The organism is Marinobacter bohaiensis (assembly GCF_003258515.1).
GTDB classification, from domain to species: Bacteria; Pseudomonadota; Gammaproteobacteria; order Pseudomonadales; family Oleiphilaceae; genus Marinobacter_A; species Marinobacter_A bohaiensis.
In genome coordinates this window covers 52,535-71,606 of sequence record NZ_QGEH01000003.1, presented here as the reverse complement: position 1 = coordinate 71,606, position 19,072 = coordinate 52,535, and the positions used below count along the sequence as shown (strand labels likewise).

Here is a 19,072-nt window from a genome sequence, read left to right as displayed (position 1 = left end):
CCGCGAAAGAGTACCACGGCCCCCGAAAAACCGGCCACTGACGGCCGGTCTTATGAACAAAAGGTAACGCCGGGACCCCGCCCTAGGCCGTGATCATGCGCCGGTGTGTGTGAATCGACATCATGACCCCGAACGCCGCCATCAGCGTGACGATGGAAGTCCCCCCGTAACTGACCATCGGCAGGGGTACACCGACGATGGGCAGGATACCGCTAACCATACCGATATTGACGAAGACATAGATGAAAAAGGTCATGGTCAGGGCGCCGGCCACGAGGCGACCGAAGGAGTCCTGAGCGTTGACGGCGATGTAGAGGCAGCGGGCGATGATCAGGAAGTACAGGGTCATCAGCGCCACCACCCCGATAAAGCCGAACTCTTCGGCCAGCACCGCCACAATAAAGTCGGTGTGGCTTTCGGGCAGAAAATCCAGGTGCGACTGGGTGCCCTGCAGCCAGCCCTTGCCCATGAGCCCGCCCGAACCGATCGCGGTCTTCGACTGGATGATGTTCCAGCCCGCGCCCAGTGGATCGCTTTCCGGGTCCAGCAGGGTCAGGACACGCTGTTTCTGGTATTCGCGCATGACGAAGAACCACATCACCGGCGCCGCCACCCCGGCCATGCCGAAGAAGGCGCCCAGCAGTTTCCAGCTCAGGCCGGCGAAAAACACCACGAACAGGCCCGCAAGGCCCACCAGCAGCGCCGTCCCCAGGTCCGGCTGTTCAACGATGAGAATCATCGGCAGGAAAACGATGGCCAGCGCCACCGCCACCCTTGAGAAACGCGGCGGCAGGTAGTGGCGGGACAGATACCAGGCGGCCATGATCGGCACCGCCAGCTTCATGAACTCGGATGGCTGAAAACGCGGCAGGCCGGGCAGCGCCAGCCAGCGCTGCGCGCCCTTGGCCCCCACCCCGACCAGCAGCACCGCCGCCAGGGCAATCAGGCCCAGCGCGTACAACCAGGGCGCCCAGCGCCGGTAGACCGACGGATCCAGCTGCGCGAACACGAACATGACCACCAGAGCCACACCGATCCGCGCCACCTGGGACTCGACGATGGCCATGCTGCTGTCACCGCCGCTGTACAGCACGAACAGGCCGCCGCCGAGCAGGAGCAGCAACAGCACCAGCAGTATCGGATCCAGGTGGATGCGGTTGAGCAGACCGCGCGGGTTATGCAGGCTCGGCCCCTGCATGTGCCTGACAAAATCACGCTCAGCCATCGCTGCGGGACTCCTCTTCCGACTGACCGGCCACGATTGGCTTGTCTGTATCCGCCGGCTCTTCCCCGGCGTTCATATCCAGCAGCCAGGCATCCATCATCTTGCGGGCCAGCGGCGCGGCGGTGCTGCTGCCGCCACCGCCGTTCTCGACGATCACCGCCACCGCGATCTTGGGATCGTCGGCCGGTGCAAAGGCCACGAACAGGGCGTGGTCGCGCAGGCGCTCCTTGATTTCGTCGGCATCGTATTCCTCGCCCTCGGCCAGACTGAACACCTGGGCGGTGCCGGACTTACCGGCAATGCGGTAGGCCGCATCCGCGCCCGCTTTTCGGCCGGTGCCGTGGGGACCGTGCATGACCGCCTCCATGGACTCCACCACGTGATCCCAGTCCTGTTCGCGCTTGAGGTTCAGGTCCTGGTGCGTCTCCTTGGGCATGACCTCATCCGTGGACTCGGCACCGATGGCGTCCTTGAGCATACGCGGCTGGGCCCACGTGCCGTGATTGGCCACGACCGCGGTGGCCGTAGCCAGTTGCAGTGGCGTGGCCAGCATGAAGCCCTGGCCGATACTCATGTTGACCGAATCCCCCGGGTACCAGGGCGCGTTGCGTACCGCACGCTTCCACTGAGACGACGGCAGCAGGCCCGCCTGGGCGCCACTGATGTCGAGGGAGGTGTCCTTGCCAAAACCGAACTGGTCCAGGTACTCGTGCATGACATCGATGCCCATGCGCTCGCCCAGGTCGTAGAAGTAAGTGTCGCACGACTCGGCAATCGCGCTTTTCAGGTCGACCCAGCCGTGACCGCCCCACTTCCAGTCACGATAGCGGCGACCCTTGCCGTCAATCTGGTAATAGCCCGGATCCCAGATGGTCCGCTCCCAGGTGGTGTGATCGCTGTCCAGTCCGGCCACCGCCATCATCGGCTTGATGGTAGAGCCGGGTGGGTACTGACCGCGCAGGGCCCGGTTAAACAGGGGTTTGTCGGGGGACTCGCTCAGCGCCCGGTACTGCTCCACGCCGATCCCGGTCACGAACAGGTTGGCGTCGAAGCCAGGCACGCTCGCCAGCGCCAGCACGCCGCCGGTCTTGGGTTCAATGGCGACGATGGCGCCACGGCGCCCCTCCAGCAAGTGGAAAGCTTCGCGCTGCAGACGAATGTCCATATGCAGCCGCAGGTCGTCGCCAGGCACGGGGTTTTGCTGCTCCAGCACACGCAGGGTCCGGCCCCGGGCATTGGTTTCCACGTGCTGGTAACCCACCTGGCCGTGCAGAGCATCTTCATAAAAGCGCTCGACCCCGGACTTGCCCACGTAGTTGGTGCCAGCGTAGTCGGTGGGATCGAGCTTGCGTAGCTCATCGCGGTTGATGCGGCCGACATAGCCCAGAGCATGGGAAGTCAGCTCAGCGTATGGGTAGTAGCGCACCAGCTCCGCTTCCACCTCGACACCGGGCAACTCGTAACGGTGGACCGCCATGCGTGCAATGGCGGCTTCATCCAGGTCGTAGCTCAGGGGGACAGCCGAGAACGGCCGACGGTATTCGTCCAGGCGCCGGTTGAAGCGTTCGATGTCCTCGTCGGAGATGTCGAGGATCCGCTGGAGCTGGTCCAGGGTCGCATCCATGTCGGGCACCCGCTCGGGTACGACGGTCACGCTGAACACGGGGCGATTCTCCGCCAGCAGCACATCGTTGCGGTCGTAGATGAGCCCACGCGGCGGCGCCATGGGCTGCACTTGCACCCGGTTTTTTTCCGACAGAGTGGTGAAGTTGTCGTGATTGAGGATCTGTAGGTAATACAGGCGCGTGACCAGGATACCCAGCATCGCAAGCATGACCACGAGTGCCACCAGCACGCGCCGCTGGAACAGGCGACGCTCGGCAGCGGTGTCCTTGAATTCCCCCCAGGGCATGCGTGAATCCTATGCGCGGTGGTATGGATGGTTGCGGGTAATCGACCAGGCGCGATAAAGCTGCTCGGCCAAAAGGATGCGCACCAGCGGATGCGGCAGGGTCAACGGCGACAGCGACCAGAGCTGGTCGGCCCGCGCCCGGCAGCTGGGTGCAAGACCGTCGGGACCGCCCACGAGAAAGGCCACGTCACGACCGTCCATCTGCCAGGTCTCCAGCTGGTCCGCCAGTTTTTCGGTCGACCAGGCCCGACCGCCGACTTCCAGGGCTATCACCCGGTCGCTGCGCCCCAGCGCCGCCAACTGGGCGTCGCCTTCCTTTTGCATCAGTCGGGGGATATCGGGATTCTTGCCCCGCTGGGCCAGCGGGGTCTCCACCAGCTCCAGCGGCAGGTCGGGCGGGAAACGGCGGGCGTATTCCTGATAACCATCGTTCACCCAGCCCGGCATCTTCTGGCCGACGCAGACCAGCTTCAAACGCATGATTACTCGCTACCGGCCGCACCCAGACCCGGCGCATCACGCCAGAGCCGTTCCAGATCGTAGAATTCGCGGGTGGCGGGCATCATCACATGCAGGACCACATCGCCGAGGTCCACCAGCAGCCAGTCGCTGTTCTCTCCACCTTCGACATTGGCGTTGCGTACGCCCTTGGATTTCACCTCGTTCATGACGGACTCCGCCAGGGAGCGGACGTGCCGATTGGACGTGCCCGATGCGATCACCATGTAGTCGGTGACGCTGGTTCTGTCCCGGACATCCATCACACTGATGTCCTGCGCCTTCACTTCCTCCAATGCGTTAACGACCGTATCTCTCAGTTGCTCAGCCTGCATAAGTACCCTGTTTGACGGTGTTTCCACCTGACGTGCCGGTCCCGGCGGAAGCCGGCGATGAATGCCCTGCCCATGGCAGCGGCGACGAATCGGGCATTGTACCATCAAAATTCTCGGACAGGTCACGTTTCGACCAGTTCCGGATGGCCGGGCTCAGTCCCGGTACAGCCCCTCTTCGCGGATCAACCGCCAGACCGGGTCCGGCAGCAGAAAACGCGGCGAACGCCCCTCGCGGATGGCCGCACGCACGGACGTCGCGGAGATGTCCAGCAGCGGCAGGTTCACGGCCCAGACGCGCCCAGCCGGGCAGGCCCGCAGGCTGTCGGCGTCAGTGCCGCGGTTGGCCGCCAGCAACTCGCCCGCCACCGAATCCTCCGGCACGTCGTAGCCCGGGCGCTGGACGACGATGATGTGGGCCAGCTCAAGCAGCTCGCGCCAACGGTCCCAGCGGTCGATGGCGGCGAAACTGTCGGTGCCCACCACCATCGCCAGCGGCTCGCCGGGGCCCACCTCGTCTCTCAGCTCTGCCAGCGTATCGACCGTGTAGGACGGCGCGTCGCGCTTCAGCTCGCGGGCGTCCAGGACCAGTCCGGGCTCACCCGCGACCGCCGCCTCGAGCATCCGCAGACGCTGCTCCGACGTGGCACCCGGCTCGTCCCGGTGCGGTGGCAGGTGACACGGCACCAGCCGCACTTCCGCCACCTGCAAACGTTCCCGCAGCTCCACCGCGGTGCGCAGATGGGCGTGGTGAACGGGATCGAACGTCCCGCCATACATCACCTTCATAGCGCCCTCAGGTCCGGATATGGCCGTCGCCGAACACCACGTATTTCTGCGAGGTGAGGCCCTCCAGCCCCACGGGACCGCGAGCGTGGATCTTGTCGGTGGAGATGCCGATCTCGGCCCCCAGGCCATATTCGAAACCGTCGGCGAAGCGGGTCGAGGCGTTGACCATGACCGAGCTGGAATCCACTTCGGTCAGGAAGCGGCGGGCCCGGGTCACGTTCTCGGTGACGATAGCGTCGGTGTGCTGGGAGCTGTAACGGTTGATGTGGGCAATCGCGTCGTCGAGTCCGTCCACCACACGCACCGCCAGAATCGGCGCCAGGTACTCGGTGGACCAGTCCTCCTCGCTGGCCGCCGCCACATCCGGCAGGATGTCCCGGGTGCGCTCGCAACCACGCAGCTCAACGCCCTTCCCGGCGTAGTCGCGGGCCAGCAGGGGCAGCATATCCGCCGCCACTTCCGCGTCCACCAACAGGGTTTCCATGGTGTTGCAGGTACCGTAGCGCTGGGTTTTGGCGTTCACCGCCACCGCCAGCGCCTTTTCCGGATCGGCATGGCTGTCGATGTAGACGTGGCAGATACCGTCCAGGTGCTTGATGACAGGTACGCGGGCTTCGCGGCTGATGCGCTCGATCAGGCCCTTGCCACCGCGCGGCACGATCACGTCAACGTACTCGGGCATGGTGATCAATTTGCCCACGGCGTCGCGGTCACGGGTCTTGATCACCTGTACCGCCTCCTCCGGCAACCCGGCCTCGCTCAGTCCGCGCGCAATGCAGGCGGCGATGGCCTGGTTCGACTCGAGAGACTCGGAGCCGCCACGCAGGATGGTGGCGTTACCGGATTTCAGGCACAGACTGGCCGCCTCGACGGTGACGTTGGGGCGAGACTCGTAGATAATCCCCACCACGCCGAGCGGCACGCGCATCTTGCCCACCTGGATGCCCGACGGGCGATAACTCAGGCCGGTGATCTCTCCGATGGGATCCGGCAGGGTGGCCACCTGGCGCAAACCCTCGATCATGGTATCGATGCGCGCCGGAGTAAGCTCCAGGCGATCGAGCATCGCCGGCTCCAGGCCAGTGGCACGGCCGGCTTCGAGATCCTTGCGGTTGGCCTCAGCCAGCGCCTCGCGGGAGGCGTCGAGCGCCTCGGCCATGGCCAGCAGGGCCGCATTGCGGTCAGCGGTGCTGGAACGGGCGATGGCGGTCGCGGCGGCGCGCGCCTGTTGACCAACGTCTGCCATGTAAGCCGAAATATCCATCAAGAGGTCCTATCATCTGCTGTTTTGCTTTTGCTAATTTAAGCGTATCGGTCGATATTCCCGGAAAACAGGGCGCCAGGGGGCCGTCTGGTAACGTCGCGGGCGCAGCCGTTTTCACATGGTCTCGTCCCGGTGCTTTCTCCGGATGCCAGTATACGTTGTTGCCGCTATTATACGCGGGCGGCCGATCCGGTTTAAGGAGCCTCTGGAAAACTCCTGCGAAAAACTCTCGGAGCAACAGGGCAAAAGTCAGCGCCGGTAACGCCCGGATGGCTTACCCTTCAAGTAAGGAACACCCAAACATTTCCCCCGCCTGCCGCCGATCCGTCGCCAAGCAAGCCCCGCGGGAAATGTCGTCATGGAGAGCGTGATGCCGAATGTGGCGGAAACATTCCTGTTCAGCCGCTTTGCCCGGTTCGCCGCCACCGCGCTGGTGCTGCTGGCAGCCTTCAGCCTGTGGCAGGCGGCTTTTGCCGCCGCGATCGCCAGCGCCCTGTGCGCCGGAATCGTATGGAGCCGTTACCGGGCGGAAGTCGGCCGCCACCGACACGCCCTGCTGATCACCGCGCGCGTTCTGCACCTGCTGTTCCTGGCGGCGCTGGCGCCGGCGATACTCACCAACGCACCCGGCCTGTCCCAGTGGAGCTACGTGTATCCGCTGGCCACCTTCGGCCTGTGGCCGCTGCGCTGGGCCGCCCTGCTGATGGTGCCTTACCTCGCCCTGGTAGTGGCCGCCGGCCTGGACAGCGACCTGGGGCCGGACCGCCACCAGTTCGTCGCCTGCGGGCTGCTGGCCGTTCTGCTCTCCACCCTGTTCGTATTCCTGCGCGAATACAAGAGCCGGCAGCTCGCTCCCCTACGGCGCACGGATGAGCTGACCCAGGCCGCCAGCCGCGACTACCTGTCCGCCGACCTGCACAAGGAAATCCAGCGCAGCGAACGGGAAGGCATCGAGATGGCGGTGATCCTGATCGGCTTGGACATCCATCGCAGCGGCGCGCTTCCGGAGGCGGACATCCGCGCCATACTGCCCCGCATCGGACGCTACCTGAATTCCCAGTTGCGCGACTTCGACAGCTACTACCGGGTGGCCGACCTGCAGTTCCTGGCGGTACTGCCCGGGGTCAACACGGCAACGGCCACCTCCCGCGCCGAAGTGATCCGCCGCGGCCTGCGTACGCTGCTGGAATCCCACGACCTCGACCTGACGGTCAGCGCCGGGGTGGCCGGCCTGAATATCGGTGACGACGCCGAAACCCTGCAACAGGGTGCCGCGCGGGCCCTGCAGCGGGCCCAGCAGCAGGGCGGCAACCGCACCCAGTCGTTCAGCGCCTGGTCGGGCGCCGGAGAGCCGGACACCGGCCAGGAGGCGCCCAGCGATGACTGAGACGCGCCTGCGAACCCTGACCCACAGCCTGGGCTACAGCCTCACAGCCCTGTTTATGGCGGGCCTGGCGGTACAGAACCTGCGCTACGGGTTCTACGACCTGTTCTACCTGGCGCTGGCACTGGCGGTGGCTTCGGTGACCGGCACCGCTTACACGTTGCTGATGCGCCGGCGCCAACTGTTCGCCCCCGGCCACATCCTGGTACTGGGCGCCATGAACCTGCTGGCCGTGGCCGCCGTGTTCTCCAGCCCTCACCCCGACGTGTCCCACTGGACGCTCGCGCTGATCCTGCTGAACCTGCTGATCCTGCCGCTGCGGACGGCCCTCACCATCACCCTGTCGCTGGTGGGCTGCGTCGGCTTCTGGCTGTTCCTGGCCACCACGCCGGCCCAGGCGGTGATCACCCTGGGCGGTATTGTCATGCTGACCGGCGCGGCCGGATTCTACAGCTGGCGCTACCGGCACATGGCGCAGTCGGCGGAAGACCTGTCGATCACTGATCATCAGACCGGCGCCCACAACGCGCGTTTCCTCGACGAAACCCTGCAAAAGGAGATTTCCCGCGCCCAGGCCACCGGCAACACCCTGTCGGTCATCCAGGTCCACCTGGATTATCTGGACGAAGCGGTGGAACTGCATGGCCGCGACCCAGTCGCCAAACTGATGCGGGAAATCACCGAAACCCTGTTCGGCGTCATCCGCGCCGGGGACACGCTCTACTCGCTGAACAACCGGGACTTTTTCCTGGTCTTGCCGTTTACGCCCGAAGAGGGCGTCCGGGTCATTGCCGAACGGGTCCGCCGTACCCTGGGCGAGACCGAATGGCCCATCGTGGGACGCCTGACGGCGACGCTTGGCTGTACCGCCTGGCATGCCTCGGACGCCACCAGCCACCACCTGCGTGACCGGGCCGAAGCCGCCATGCGGGAAGCCCAGCGTCGCGGTTCGGACCGGGCCTGGTTTATTGCAGGAAGCTCCAACGCAGCATGATGGACTGGTTACAACAGGCACTGGAATGGCTGGGACACAACCCGGCCTGGCTCGCCGCGGCGCTGTTCGGCATTTCGTTCGTGGAATCCCTGGCCATCGCCGGCGTCCTGGTCCCCGGGATCGCCATTCTGCTGGCTGCCTCGACGCTGGCGGGCCAGATCAACATGCCCTTGCTGGAAGCCCTGGGCTGGGCCGCCGCCGGGGCGGTTGCCGGCGACGGTGTCAGCTTCTGGCTGGGGCGCCAGTTCCAGGGCCGCCTGCACACCCTCTGGCCATTCAGCCGCTACCCGCGCATGCTTGATCGCGGCAGCCGCTTCTTCGAGCAGCACGGCGGCAAGAGCGTGGTGATTGGCCGTTTCGTCGGCCCGCTGCGGCCGGTGGTGCCGCTCATCGCCGGCGCGTTCCAGATGCCGGCACGGCGTTTCCTGGCTTTTAACCTGATCTCGGCCCTGGGCTGGGCGCCCATGTTCGTGTTGCCGGGCTACCTGGTGGGCAGCGCCATGGCACTGGACCTGACGCTGCCTCCCCACTTCTACCCGATCATGGCGGCCAGTCTGGGCGTGCTGACGGGCCTCTACCTGGTGTTCTTCCGGCTGCAACTGGGGCTGGGCCACGACGGCGTCCTCTATCGCCGCGTGCAGGTCATGATGCAGCGCCACCCGGTGGCAAACCAGGTCTGGCAGGCCCTGTCCAGCGAGCGGCCGCAAGGCCCGGAATTTCCGCTGGCGTCGATCATGCTTACCCTGGGGAGTCTCGCGCTGTTCGTGCTCTGGTCGCTGCTGTGCCTGGAAACCCGGCTGCTGGAACCTCTGGACCACCAGGCGGCGGCGTTCTTCAGCGCCCTGCGCCACCCGCTGCTGGATCCGCTGGCCGTTACCCTGACACTGCTGGGTGATCCCATTCTGCTGACCCTGCTGAGCGGGATCGTTGTCGTCTTCTTTCTGACGCGCGGCATGCCCGCCGCGGCCCTGCACTGGGTCGGCGCCGGTCTGGCGGCCACACTGGTCACCACCGCCATGAAGAATGGCTTCGCGGTGCCGCGCCCGGAACTGGTCACGCTGCCGCCGGCGTCCTTCGCGTACCCCAGCGGCCACGCCAGCGGTATCACCACCCTGCTGGCCCTGGCGGCCAGCTTTGTCGCCCATGAGTGGCCTCGACAACGGCGCTGGATCGTCTACAGCGTCTTCAGCGCGCCGATCCTGATGATTGCCCTGAGCCGCCTCTACCTGGGCGTACACTGGTTTTCCGACGTGATTGGCGGGCTGCTGCTGGGCCTGAGCCTGTGCGGGCTGGCCCGGGTGAGCTACAGCCGCCATGATCGCCACCGCCTGCGCCAGACACCACTCGCCAACACAGCGCTGGCGGCGATGACGGTGACGGCGGCCCTGTACGTATGGATGGCGTTGCCGGCGGGACTGGCGCGATACGCCCTGGCGGGGTGAGCCCCCGGCTTACTCGAGCGCCTCAAGGATGTCGTGCAGATGGTCCAGGCGCTCCAGCGGATCCTGCAGTTCCATCAGGCGCTGTTTGTCCTGGCGTTCAAGCGGCAGCAGTTCCGTCAGGCGCCAGCCCACATCCCGGGCGTTGTCGAAATCAACGGCCATTTCCAGATCCTTGACCACCGGATGGCGCAGCAGCGCCTTGAGCACCACCGCCATTTCGGTCATCCGGTCCGGCAGGGGCAGGTCTTCCTCCATCTGCAGCCCTTCCACGTCGCCCATGTTGAGGCCGTCCGGCGCCTGCCAGCTCTTGAGCACGGCCACTTTGTAAGCGCCCTCCACGGTGATCCCCAACAGGCCGTTCTCCAACTGCTGGAAGTCGACGATGCGGACATAGGTGCCGATGTCGTAGAACGCCGCCAGGGTGTCGGTTTCCAGCCCCTCGCGCAGCAGCACGATGACGAAGCCGCGGTCGTCTTTCAGACAACGGGTCAGCATGTCGATATAGCGGGGCTCGAAAAGCTGAAGCGGAATGCGCCCTTTGGGCAGCACAATGGAGTTCAGCGGAAAAATCGGTACATGCATGACAGAATCGCTACCCTGTTGCCTGTCCAACGTTCGATCCGGTTAATGGACGGCGAAGTGTGTCAGTGGATGGAGAGAAGCCGCTGCACCTCGTCGACCCGTTCCTGCGCCCGGTTGAGAATCTGCAGGCTCCGTGACGCACTCAGCTCCAGTTCACCCAGACGGCTGTACGCGGGCACCGACTCGAAGCGCGGCAGCTGCCGGTTGTTGCGGTCCCGGATCAGCGCGTGCAGTTTGGCCAGGATCACCACATCCACCAGTTGGGGCTCCTCCTGCGACGGCTGATAGGACCAGTCCTGGGCGTGACGGGCGACCGTCACGAAACTCTCGGGAAATTCCCAGCGTTCCAGCAGGGCCGCACCGGTATCGGGCTTGAGTTCGTCGATCACCCGCTCCAGCAGGGTCTTGTCGGCGAACACATTGACGTGGTGCTCGGCCTGCACGATCACCGGCACGGCGCCGATGTCGTGCAGCAACCCCGCCAGCAGCGCCTCCTCGGGATCCAGGTTGGTAACCGCATCCGCCAGCACCCAGCTCAACGCCGCCACTTCCCGCGAGCGTACCCAGAGCAGCTCCATGGCCGTCTGCAGCTCCGGGCGCTGGGTCTTGAAGATTTCCCGCATGGAGAACACCGTCACCAGTTGGCGCGTGGTCTTGGTCCCCAGCCGCACCACGGCATCGCGCACGGTGCGCACGTCGTTGAAGCCGCGATAGAGCGGGCTGTTGCAGGCCCGGACCAGCTTGGCCGAGATCGACGGATCGACGGTGATCACGCGGGCAATGTCATCGGCGGTGGAGTCTTCCCGATCCGTGGCACGACGCACCTTCCAGGCCACGTCGGGCACACTGGGCAGCGCCAGCTTGTTGGAGCGCAGTTCGGCGTAGAACTCCATCAGCAGATCGTGGGCCTCATCACCGCCGTGGTCGGCGACTTCGGCAACGCCCTCTTCCGGCACCGGGGCCGCACGCAGCAACTGGTTCAGCACATCCTGCTCGATGATCAGGAATTCACAGGGCCGTGCCGCGATGACGCTATACATGCGCGGCTGCAAGCGGGCAATCGGCATCCGCGCCTTGTCACTGCCGGCAACGATGCTGTTGGTGCGGCCGTCCGCCGCTTCCAGCTCCACCTCACCGGCCAGCAGGAAATAGTCCAGACCGTCCTGGCCACCGCGCTCCGCCACCCGCTGCCCGGGCCCGTGACGGCGATGTTCACCGCGGGACGCGAGAAGGATCAGTTGGTCGTCGGTCAGTCGGTCGAGCGGCTGAAACTCTCGCAGCCGTCGGATGGACAGCAGTTCCTCTGCGGGCATCGGCAAAACTCCTGAACGAAAAGAACGCGGTTCCCCGGCATTGGCGGCGACCGTCGATTCTTTACATTGTGAACAAAGGTTACGGATTGGGCCAGCCAAGCCTACATCAACTGCGAACCCCGCTTGCCGAAGACTTCTGGTATTCTCTGCAATCCCCGAATTCACCTTGATGAGAGAAGACCATGCCCCAGTACCGCTCCAAGACCTCCACAGCGGGTCGCAATATGGCCGGTGCCCGTGCTCTCTGGCGCGCCACCGGGATGAAGAACGACGACTTCAACAAACCCATTATTGCGGTCGCCAACTCCTTCACCCAGTTTGTACCCGGCCACGTGCACCTGAAGGATCTTGGGCAACTGGTCTGCCGTGAAATCGAAGCAGCCGGCGGCGTGGCCAAGGAATTCAACACCATCGCCGTGGATGACGGCATCGCCATGGGCCACGACGGCATGCTCTACTCGCTGCCCTCCCGCGAAATCATCGCCGATTCCGTGGAATACATGGTCAACGCCCACTGCGCCGACGCACTGGTGTGTATCTCCAACTGCGACAAGATCACCCCGGGCATGCTGATGGCCGCGATGCGCCTGAACATCCCCACCATTTTTGTTTCCGGCGGCCCCATGGAAGCCGGGAAGACCAAGCTGTCCGAACACAAGCTGGACCTGGTGGACGCCATGGTGATCGCCGCCGATCCCAACGCCACCGACGAGGAAGTCGAGGAATACGAACGCAGCGCCTGCCCCACCTGCGGCTCCTGCTCGGGCATGTTCACCGCCAACTCCATGAACTGCCTGACCGAGGCCATCGGCCTGTCGCTGCCGGGCAACGGCTCCATGCTGGCCACCCACGCCGACCGCGAACAGCTGTTCCTCAAGGCCGGTCGCCAGATCGTCGAGAACGCCCGCCGCTACTATGAGCAGGACGACGCCAGCGTGCTGCCGCTGAGCATCGCTTCCATGGACGCGTTCTACAACGCCATGACCCTGGACATCGCCATGGGCGGCTCCACCAACACCATTCTGCACCTGCTGGCCGCTGCACAGGAGGGCCAGGTGCCGTTCACCCTGGCGGAAATCGACCAGCTCTCGCGCAAAGTGCCGCAGCTGTGCAAGGTGGCGCCCAACTCGCCCCAGTACCATATGGAAGACGTGCACCGCGCCGGCGGCATCATGGGCATCCTCGGTGAGCTGGACCGTGCCGGCCTGCTCAACACCGCCGTGCCGACCGTCCACAGCGCCACGCTGGCCGACGCCCTGGATGAATGGGACATCATGCGCCAGCCGTCCGAAGCGGTGGTTGAATTCTTCAAGGCCGGTCCGGCCGGTATCCCGACCCAGCAGGCGTTCAGCCAGAGCACGCGCTGGCCCACCCTGGACGGCGACCGCGCCAATGGCTGCATCCATTCTCTGGACAACGCCTTCTCGCTGGAAGGCGGTCTGGCAGTCCTTTACGGCAATATCGCCCAGGACGGCTGCGTGGTCAAAACCGCCGGTGTCGACGAGAGCATCTACGTATTCGAAGGCCGGGCCCGCGTCTTCGAGAGTCAGGACACCGCCGTAGCCGGCATCCTCAACGACGAAGTCCAGGCCGGTGACGTGGTGGTGATCCGCTACGAAGGCCCCAAAGGCGGCCCGGGCATGCAGGAAATGCTCTACCCGACCAGCTACCTGAAATCCAAGGGCCTGGGCAAGCAGTGCGCCCTGCTGACCGACGGACGCTTCTCCGGCGGCACCTCCGGTCTGTCGATCGGCCACGTGTCTCCGGAAGCCGGCGCCGGCGGTGCCATCGGCCTGATCGAGGACGGCGATACCATTCTCATCAATATCCCGGAGCGCAGCATCAACGTACTGGTCGATGACCAGGAGATGGACAAGCGTCGCGCCGCCCGCGACGAGCTGGGCTGGAAACCGGCTGCACCGCGTCCTCGCAAGGTCTCCGGGGCCCTCAAGGCCTATGCCCTGCTGGCCACCAGTGCCGACAAGGGCGGCGTCCGGGATCTGGAAAAACTGGACTGACAGATGGGTTGGCGGATGCCGCCGCTGGCGCTCACTCCACGGCGCGCAGACGGGCGTCCGCCGCCTCCAGTTCGTTCTGGTTGAACACCGCGATGCCGGCGGCTTCGAGCCGCGCGGCCGCGGTCCCCATGCCGGGCATCAACCGGCCGCTGAACGAACCGTCGTAAACTTCCCGATTACCGCAGCTTGGGCTGCGCGCCGCCAAAACCGCCAGCACACAGTGCTGCTGTTCAGCCGTGCGCAGGGCCAGACTGGCGCCTTCCACGAAGGCGTCGGTCACATCCTCACCGTCACGCGCGATAATCCGCGCGCGACCGGCGAGCACCTCACGACCGTCCCCACCGCGAGCCTCTGCCGGCGGGCGCGGCGTCGGCAGACCGCCGGCCACTTCCGGACACACCTGAACCACCCGCCCTTCCTCGAGCCAGCGGCGAATCACCGGATGCTCGGTCAGCAGGTTGCCGCCGTCGTAGCGCACGTTCTCCCCCAGCAGGCAGGCGCTGATCAGCACCCGCCGTTGCGGGGAGGTCCGGGCGGGATCAGAAGAACAGCCAATCGCCATCATCTTCCTCTTCCACCGCACCCTCTTCGGGCTCGCTGGCCGGCTCGGTCGCCACATCAGCCGGCGCGCTGGCTGCGGGCTCCGCAACGCTGGTCGCCGCTACCTGCACAGGCACCATGCCAAGGGCTTTCTTGGTGGGATCGTCGAGCTTGCCGGACACCTGCAGGTCCGGATGGTCTGCCTGGAAAGCTTTCAGCGCGGAAACGGTCGACGGCCCCATCCGGCCATCGGCCTGCTCGATATCATAGCCGGCGCCATAGAGCGCATTCTGCAAGGCCAGGACGTCCTGCGCAGCCCACGCCGGGGCTCCGGTCAGGGACATCGCCGCCACCAGGGCACCACTCGCCAGCCATTGTTTTCCCGGGATTATTTTATTCATCTTGTTCTCCTGAGGGTTCGAATCCGGGACCCGGCCCGGTGAACAGGCCGTCATCCCCGATTCATGCTAGCGCATTTGCCCCGGTCGGTCAGCCGTCGTCCGCCGTCTCCCCGGGGTGCCGACGCTGCTCGGCCGGATCGCTGAATTCGCGGATGAAGATCCCCCAGAAGGCCACGAACAGGGCGGCCACCAGCGGCCCCATGACGAAGCCGTTGATGCCGAACATGACGATACCGCCCAGGGTGGACAGCAGCACCATGTAGTCCGGCAGCTTGGTGTCACGCCCCACCAGGATCGGACGCAGCAGATTGTCCGCCAGCCCGATGACCAGCACGCCGAACGCGGTCAGGATGATCGCCGAGACATAGTCGCCGACCGCCGCCAGGTAGATGGCCGCCGGCGCCCACACCAGTGCCGCGCCGACCGCGGGGATCAGCGACGCAATGGCCATCACCACACCCCACAGCAGGGCCCCGTTGATGCCCAGGATCCAGAAGATCAGGCCACCGAGGGCCCCCTGCACCACCGCCACCAGCAGGTTGCCCTTGACCGTGGCCCGGGTTACCTCGGCGAACTTGGCAAACAGCAGGCGCTCGCGCTCGTCACCCAGCGGCAGCGCCCGGATCAACAGCTCCACCAGGCGCGAGCCGTCGCGCAGCAGGAAAAAGGCCAGGTAAGCCATCAACGAGAAGGACAGGAAAAACTGGAAGGTGTTCTGGCCAATACCCAGGGCCTGCTTCGCCAGCAGCTTGCTGCCACCAACAAAGGTGGACACGACGCCCTCCCGGAGCCGGTCCAGATCAATATCGAAACGGTCGAGAAACGCCTGGAACGCGGGAAAGGCCTGGTTGACCTGGTCGATGTACTGGCCGGGGTTCAACTCCCCGGACTGCACCCGCTGATACAGACCCACGCCTTCGGCGATCAGGGACGAGATCAACAGCAGCGACGGAATCACCACGATGAACAGACACAGCACCAGGGTCAGCAAGGCCACCGTATTGTGGCGGCCGGGCATCCGGAGATAGAGCCAGTTCTGGACCGGATTAAAGATCACGGCGATCGCCACCGCCCAGAAAATCGGCCCGGTGAACGGTTTGATCAGGAACAGGAAGGCCAGTGACACCACCAGCAACATGGCCAGGAACGACCGCCTTTCGAGAACTTCGTACATAAATCGCAAACCTTTGATCCAATCCTTCGGTTGGCTGCCGCATGGGCCTGTCCGGGCTCCGGGGCCCGTCCCGTAAGCATTCCTGACCATGGCCAGCCGGCATCTGGTGAGGCTATAGTACACTTTGGTCTGTTGCAGCTCGATTTTTATCGCGGCCCGAGAGCAGCATGCGGAATGTCGGGCCGGGGCCGCAAGCCGGTAGCTTCATTCATGCAGCGATGACCGGTGGTGCCTGACAGGAACAAACATTGGGAATAGTGGGAGCCTTGAACAGCATCGAGTTTTCCGTGGAAACGGCCATCGAGGCCGCCGAAGCCCTGCAGGCGACCCTGGCCCGCCGTACCCATCGCAAGAAGGTGATGGGCCAGGAAGTGATTCGCCCCGGTCAGTTGGGCGAGGCATTGCGCCTGCCGACGATTCTCGGCAAGCTGCGCAGCCGCCAGGCACGACGGCGCGAAGAAGGCCTGGAGGACTTCCAGAGCCTGTGGCCTACCCTGTCGCCCTCGACCCACGAAAAAGTGCTGAGCGAGATGGACTGGTACGACCCGCGCGCCCTCGACTGGGACGACAAGCGTTCCAACCGCCGCCCGCCGCCCCCCGAGAACGGATAGCCCACGACCATGACCGACCTGAGTGAACTGCGCCGGATCCGGCACGAACTGCATCGTCACCCCGAACTGTCCGGCCAGGAACAGGCCACCGCCCGGCGCATCGCTGAGTTGCTGCGCGCCTGTCAGCCGGACGAGCTGGTTGAAGGCCTGGGCGGCGCCGGCGTGCTGGCCGTGTTCGATGGCCGGGAGCAGGGCCCCGCGACGCTGATCCGCTGCGAACTGGATGCCCTGCCCATCCACGAACGCAGCAGCCAGGCCCATCGTTCCACGGTAGACGGTTGCGCCCATGCCTGCGGCCACGATGGCCATATGAGCATCGTCATCGGTCTGGCCCGGACCCTCGCCGAAAGACGCCCGGTTCGCGGCCGGGTCCTCCTGCTGTTCCAGCCGGCGGAAGAGGACGGCCAGGGCGCGCGCCGGGTCTTCGACGATCCGCGCTTTGTCCCTTACCGGCCGGATTACGCCTTCGCGCTGCACAATGTTCCGGGATTACCGCTGGGCGAGGTATTCACACGCCCCGGCCCTTTCAACTGCGCTTCAAGGGGATTGATTGTCCGCCTCACCGGCAAGACGTCCCATGCCGCGCACCCGGAGGACGGCGTCAGCCCGGCGCCGGCGCTGGCGCACCTGATGCAGGCGCTGCCCGGCCTCCCCGAGGCCTTCACCGAGAAAACCTGGGTGACCCTGGTGCACGCCCGCCTGGGCGAGAAAGCCTTCGGTACCGCGGCAGGCGACGCGGTGCTGATGGCGACCCTGCGCAGCGAGACCAACGACGCCATGACCGCCCTGTCGGAACGAGCCTGCAATCTGGCCCGCAAAGCCGCCGCTCAGGCCGGCCTGGGCGTGGCGTTCGAGTGGGAGGACGACTTCCTTGCCAGCGTCAATGGACAGGAGGGCTTCGAGCAGGTGGCACAAGCCTGCCGGAGCCTCGACGTGCCATTTCACCGCATGCCCGAGGGCTTTCGCTGGTCCGAGGACTTCGGCGTCTTCACGCTCCATGCCGAGGGCGCCATGTTTGGCCTGGGAGCCGGCGACGTCCACCCGCAGTTGCACAACCCCGACTACGACTTCCCCGACGAGCTGATTCCGGTCGGCCTTGGCGTATTCCGGACAATCGTTGAACAGATCAACGATTTACAGGAGTAGCCCGGAACACCGCCGACGGCATTGCGTTATTTACGTACAGGCAGACCGAAATTTTGACTTGGAAATGTCATCTTTCGGCCTTAGGTTAAACAGATGGGCGCTGTTAAGGAGAACTCACCCACGATGAAAACCTGAAAGGAGCCATTATGTGTAACCACGAGCATCATGAGCACTATGTTGCGAAACTGGCCGAAGGCAGCGTGATCCCCACGTTCCTGTGCGGTCACTGCAGTTCCCTGCTGCCCAAGGCGCGCATTTTCTCCAACGAAGGCGAGAATCGCCAGGATATGGCCTGTCACACCATCGGCCTGTGTTCGGCCGACGACTGCGGCGCGGTTAACTGCCTGGACGAGGCGATGCGCCAACTGGAGCAACAGAAAGACGATCAGCAGGCGGCCGGTTAATACCGGGGCCGCTCTGCCGGGGATGTGATCCCCGCCCTCCCGAACGCTGTTTTCTCAGCTATCCTGTATCATCAAGACCACCGCCGAAGCGGCGGCCGTCCCGTTTTCGTTGTAAGGAATTTGGACAGAATGCGTATTCTTCGTACTGAGGAACAGCGCTTCGCGCAGTTGCCCGATTTCCCGTTCGAGCCTCACTATGTCGAAGTCGCCCGTGGCCTACGCATGCACTATGTGGACGAGGGGCCAAGCGAAGCCTCCCCGGTGGTGATGCTGCATGGGGAACCCTCGTGGTCGTACCTTTACCGGCACATGATCCCGCCGATTGCCGACGCGGGTTTCCGTGTCCTGGCGCCGGATCTGATCGGCTTCGGCAAATCCGACAAGCCTGCGGAGCCATCAGACTACACCTACCTGACCCACATGGAATGGCTATTGACCTGGCTCGACGCCCTCGGCCTCGAACGGATCACCCTGGTGTGCCAGAACTGGGGGTCCCTGCTGGGACTGCGCCTCGCCGCAGAGCATCCCGATCGTTTCGAGCGGATCATCGTGGGCAACGGCATGCTGCCCACCGGGGACCACAAGGCCCCGCTGATGTTCAGCCTCTGGAAAAACTTCGCCGTCTACAGCCCCTGGTTCCCAGTAAGCCGGATCATCCAGCTGGGCACCTCGCGCCCCCTGACCGACGCCGAGCGGGCCGCCTACGACGCCCCTTTCCCGTCCGCCGATTTCAAGGCCGGCGCCCGCGCCTTTCCTCGGCTGGTTCCCGTAGCCCCGGACGATCCCGCCAGCGACGCCAACCGCGCCGCCTGGGAAGCACTGGAGCACTGGCACAAGCCGTTCATCACGTGTTTCAGCGACGGCGACCCGATCACTCGCGGCGGCGACCGCTACATGCAGCGGCGTATCCCCGGCGCCCAGGGCCAGCCGCACACCACACTGCGAGGCGGCCACTTCCTGCAGGAGGACGCGCCCCAGGCGTTCGCCCGGGTGATCATCGACGCCTGTCGTCAGCCGGTCGTGCGCCCCGCCTGAACGGACGC

At 65.0% G+C, this 19,072-nt stretch carries 19 protein-coding genes; 8 read left to right on the top strand and 11 right to left on the bottom strand.

Features of this window, described 5'->3' with window-relative positions; translation table 11 throughout:
* Nucleotides 1-82: 82 nt before the first annotated feature.
* The 6 genes from rodA to DKK67_RS15135 all read right to left on the bottom strand — a co-directional run bounded on the left by rodA (nt 83) and on the right by DKK67_RS15135 (nt 6,020).
* Nucleotides 83-1,225, bottom strand: a complete 1,143-nt coding sequence (gene rodA / locus DKK67_RS15160) for a rod shape-determining protein RodA (RefSeq protein WP_111497352.1) — start codon at nt 1,223-1,225, stop codon at nt 83-85.
* Nucleotides 1,218-3,137, bottom strand: a complete 1,920-nt coding sequence (gene mrdA / locus DKK67_RS15155) for a penicillin-binding protein 2 (RefSeq protein ID WP_111497351.1) — start codon at nt 3,135-3,137, stop codon at nt 1,218-1,220. Before mrdA ends, rodA begins: the two co-directional genes overlap by 8 nt.
* 9 nt (nt 3,138-3,146) lie before the next feature.
* Nucleotides 3,147-3,617 carry a 23S rRNA (pseudouridine(1915)-N(3))-methyltransferase RlmH gene (gene rlmH / locus DKK67_RS15150; protein ID WP_111497350.1) on the bottom strand — a complete coding sequence of 157 codons (471 nt, stop codon included), beginning with the start codon at nt 3,615-3,617 and terminating at the stop codon, nt 3,147-3,149.
* Nucleotides 3,618-3,619: 2 nt separating this feature from the next.
* Entirely contained in the window at nt 3,620-3,970 is a 351-nt protein-coding gene (gene rsfS, locus DKK67_RS15145) for a ribosome silencing factor (RefSeq protein ID WP_111497349.1), read from the bottom strand.
* A gap of 153 nt (nt 3,971-4,123) precedes the next feature.
* Nucleotides 4,124-4,756: a nicotinate-nucleotide adenylyltransferase gene (gene nadD / locus DKK67_RS15140; RefSeq protein ID WP_111497348.1), complete on the bottom strand. Its 633-nt coding sequence runs from the start codon at nt 4,754-4,756 to the stop codon at nt 4,124-4,126.
* Nucleotides 4,757-4,763: 7 nt separating this feature from the next.
* The gene (locus DKK67_RS15135; RefSeq protein ID WP_111497347.1) at nt 4,764-6,020 is read right to left on the bottom strand and encodes a glutamate-5-semialdehyde dehydrogenase; all 1,257 of its coding nucleotides are present in this window, start codon (nt 6,018-6,020) and stop codon (nt 4,764-4,766) included.
* A 358-nt stretch (nt 6,021-6,378) separates the two neighbouring features.
* On the opposite strand from DKK67_RS15135, the gene DKK67_RS15130 reads away from it, so the two are divergent.
* From DKK67_RS15130 to DKK67_RS15120, 3 genes are read left to right on the top strand one after another with little or no spacing between them, the layout of a single operon-like run.
* On the top strand, nt 6,379-7,407 hold the full coding sequence (locus DKK67_RS15130; RefSeq protein WP_228160670.1) for a GGDEF domain-containing protein: 1,029 nt from the start codon (nt 6,379-6,381) through the stop codon (nt 7,405-7,407).
* Nucleotides 7,400-8,398: a GGDEF domain-containing protein gene (locus DKK67_RS15125; RefSeq protein WP_111497346.1), complete on the top strand. Its 999-nt coding sequence runs from the start codon at nt 7,400-7,402 to the stop codon at nt 8,396-8,398. The genes DKK67_RS15130 and DKK67_RS15125 overlap by 8 nt, the downstream gene beginning before the upstream one ends.
* Nucleotides 8,395-9,840 carry a bifunctional DedA family/phosphatase PAP2 family protein gene (locus DKK67_RS15120; RefSeq protein WP_111497345.1) on the top strand — a complete coding sequence of 482 codons (1,446 nt, stop codon included), beginning with the start codon at nt 8,395-8,397 and terminating at the stop codon, nt 9,838-9,840. Before DKK67_RS15125 ends, DKK67_RS15120 begins: the two co-directional genes overlap by 4 nt.
* Before the next feature lie 9 nt (nt 9,841-9,849).
* Here the strand turns inward: DKK67_RS15120 and DKK67_RS15115 are convergent, their stop codons facing one another.
* Nucleotides 9,850-10,422, bottom strand: a complete 573-nt coding sequence (locus tag DKK67_RS15115) for an LON peptidase substrate-binding domain-containing protein (RefSeq protein ID WP_111497344.1) — start codon at nt 10,420-10,422, stop codon at nt 9,850-9,852.
* 62 nt (nt 10,423-10,484) lie between these two features.
* Nucleotides 10,485-11,735, bottom strand: a complete 1,251-nt coding sequence (locus DKK67_RS15110; protein WP_111497343.1) for an HDOD domain-containing protein — start codon at nt 11,733-11,735, stop codon at nt 10,485-10,487.
* Between the two features lie 182 nt (nt 11,736-11,917).
* Here DKK67_RS15110 and ilvD point away from each other — a divergent pair, with 182 nt between their 5' ends.
* Entirely contained in the window at nt 11,918-13,753 is a 1,836-nt protein-coding gene (gene ilvD / locus DKK67_RS15105; RefSeq protein WP_111497342.1) for a dihydroxy-acid dehydratase, read from the top strand.
* 31 nt (nt 13,754-13,784) lie between these two features.
* Here ilvD and DKK67_RS15100 read toward each other — a convergent pair whose 3' ends face one another.
* The 3 genes from DKK67_RS15100 to DKK67_RS15090 all read right to left on the bottom strand — a co-directional run bounded on the left by DKK67_RS15100 (nt 13,785) and on the right by DKK67_RS15090 (nt 15,868).
* Entirely contained in the window at nt 13,785-14,318 is a 534-nt protein-coding gene (locus DKK67_RS15100; RefSeq protein WP_322873915.1) for a DUF523 domain-containing protein, read from the bottom strand.
* Nucleotides 14,293-14,694, bottom strand: coding sequence for a peptidoglycan-binding domain-containing protein (locus tag DKK67_RS15095; protein WP_111497340.1), 402 nt, complete (start codon nt 14,692-14,694; stop codon nt 14,293-14,295). The genes DKK67_RS15100 and DKK67_RS15095 overlap by 26 nt, the downstream gene beginning before the upstream one ends.
* A gap of 88 nt (nt 14,695-14,782) precedes the next feature.
* Nucleotides 14,783-15,868: an AI-2E family transporter gene (locus tag DKK67_RS15090; RefSeq protein ID WP_111497339.1), complete on the bottom strand. Its 1,086-nt coding sequence runs from the start codon at nt 15,866-15,868 to the stop codon at nt 14,783-14,785.
* A 266-nt stretch (nt 15,869-16,134) separates the two neighbouring features.
* Between DKK67_RS15090 and DKK67_RS15085 the strand changes: the two genes are divergently transcribed.
* From DKK67_RS15085 to DKK67_RS15070, 4 genes are all read left to right on the top strand, one after another.
* Nucleotides 16,135-16,479, top strand: a complete 345-nt coding sequence (locus tag DKK67_RS15085) for a hypothetical protein (RefSeq protein ID WP_111497338.1) — start codon at nt 16,135-16,137, stop codon at nt 16,477-16,479.
* Nucleotides 16,480-16,488: 9 nt separating this feature from the next.
* Nucleotides 16,489-17,625 carry an amidohydrolase gene (locus tag DKK67_RS15080; protein ID WP_111497337.1) on the top strand — a complete coding sequence of 379 codons (1,137 nt, stop codon included), beginning with the start codon at nt 16,489-16,491 and terminating at the stop codon, nt 17,623-17,625.
* A 146-nt stretch (nt 17,626-17,771) separates the two neighbouring features.
* Nucleotides 17,772-18,029: a hypothetical protein gene (locus DKK67_RS15075; RefSeq protein WP_111497336.1), complete on the top strand. Its 258-nt coding sequence runs from the start codon at nt 17,772-17,774 to the stop codon at nt 18,027-18,029.
* A gap of 129 nt (nt 18,030-18,158) precedes the next feature.
* A complete protein-coding gene (locus tag DKK67_RS15070) occupies nt 18,159-19,064 on the top strand; it encodes a haloalkane dehalogenase (RefSeq protein ID WP_111497335.1) in 906 nt (301 codons plus the stop codon).
* Nucleotides 19,065-19,072 lie beyond the last annotated feature (8 nt).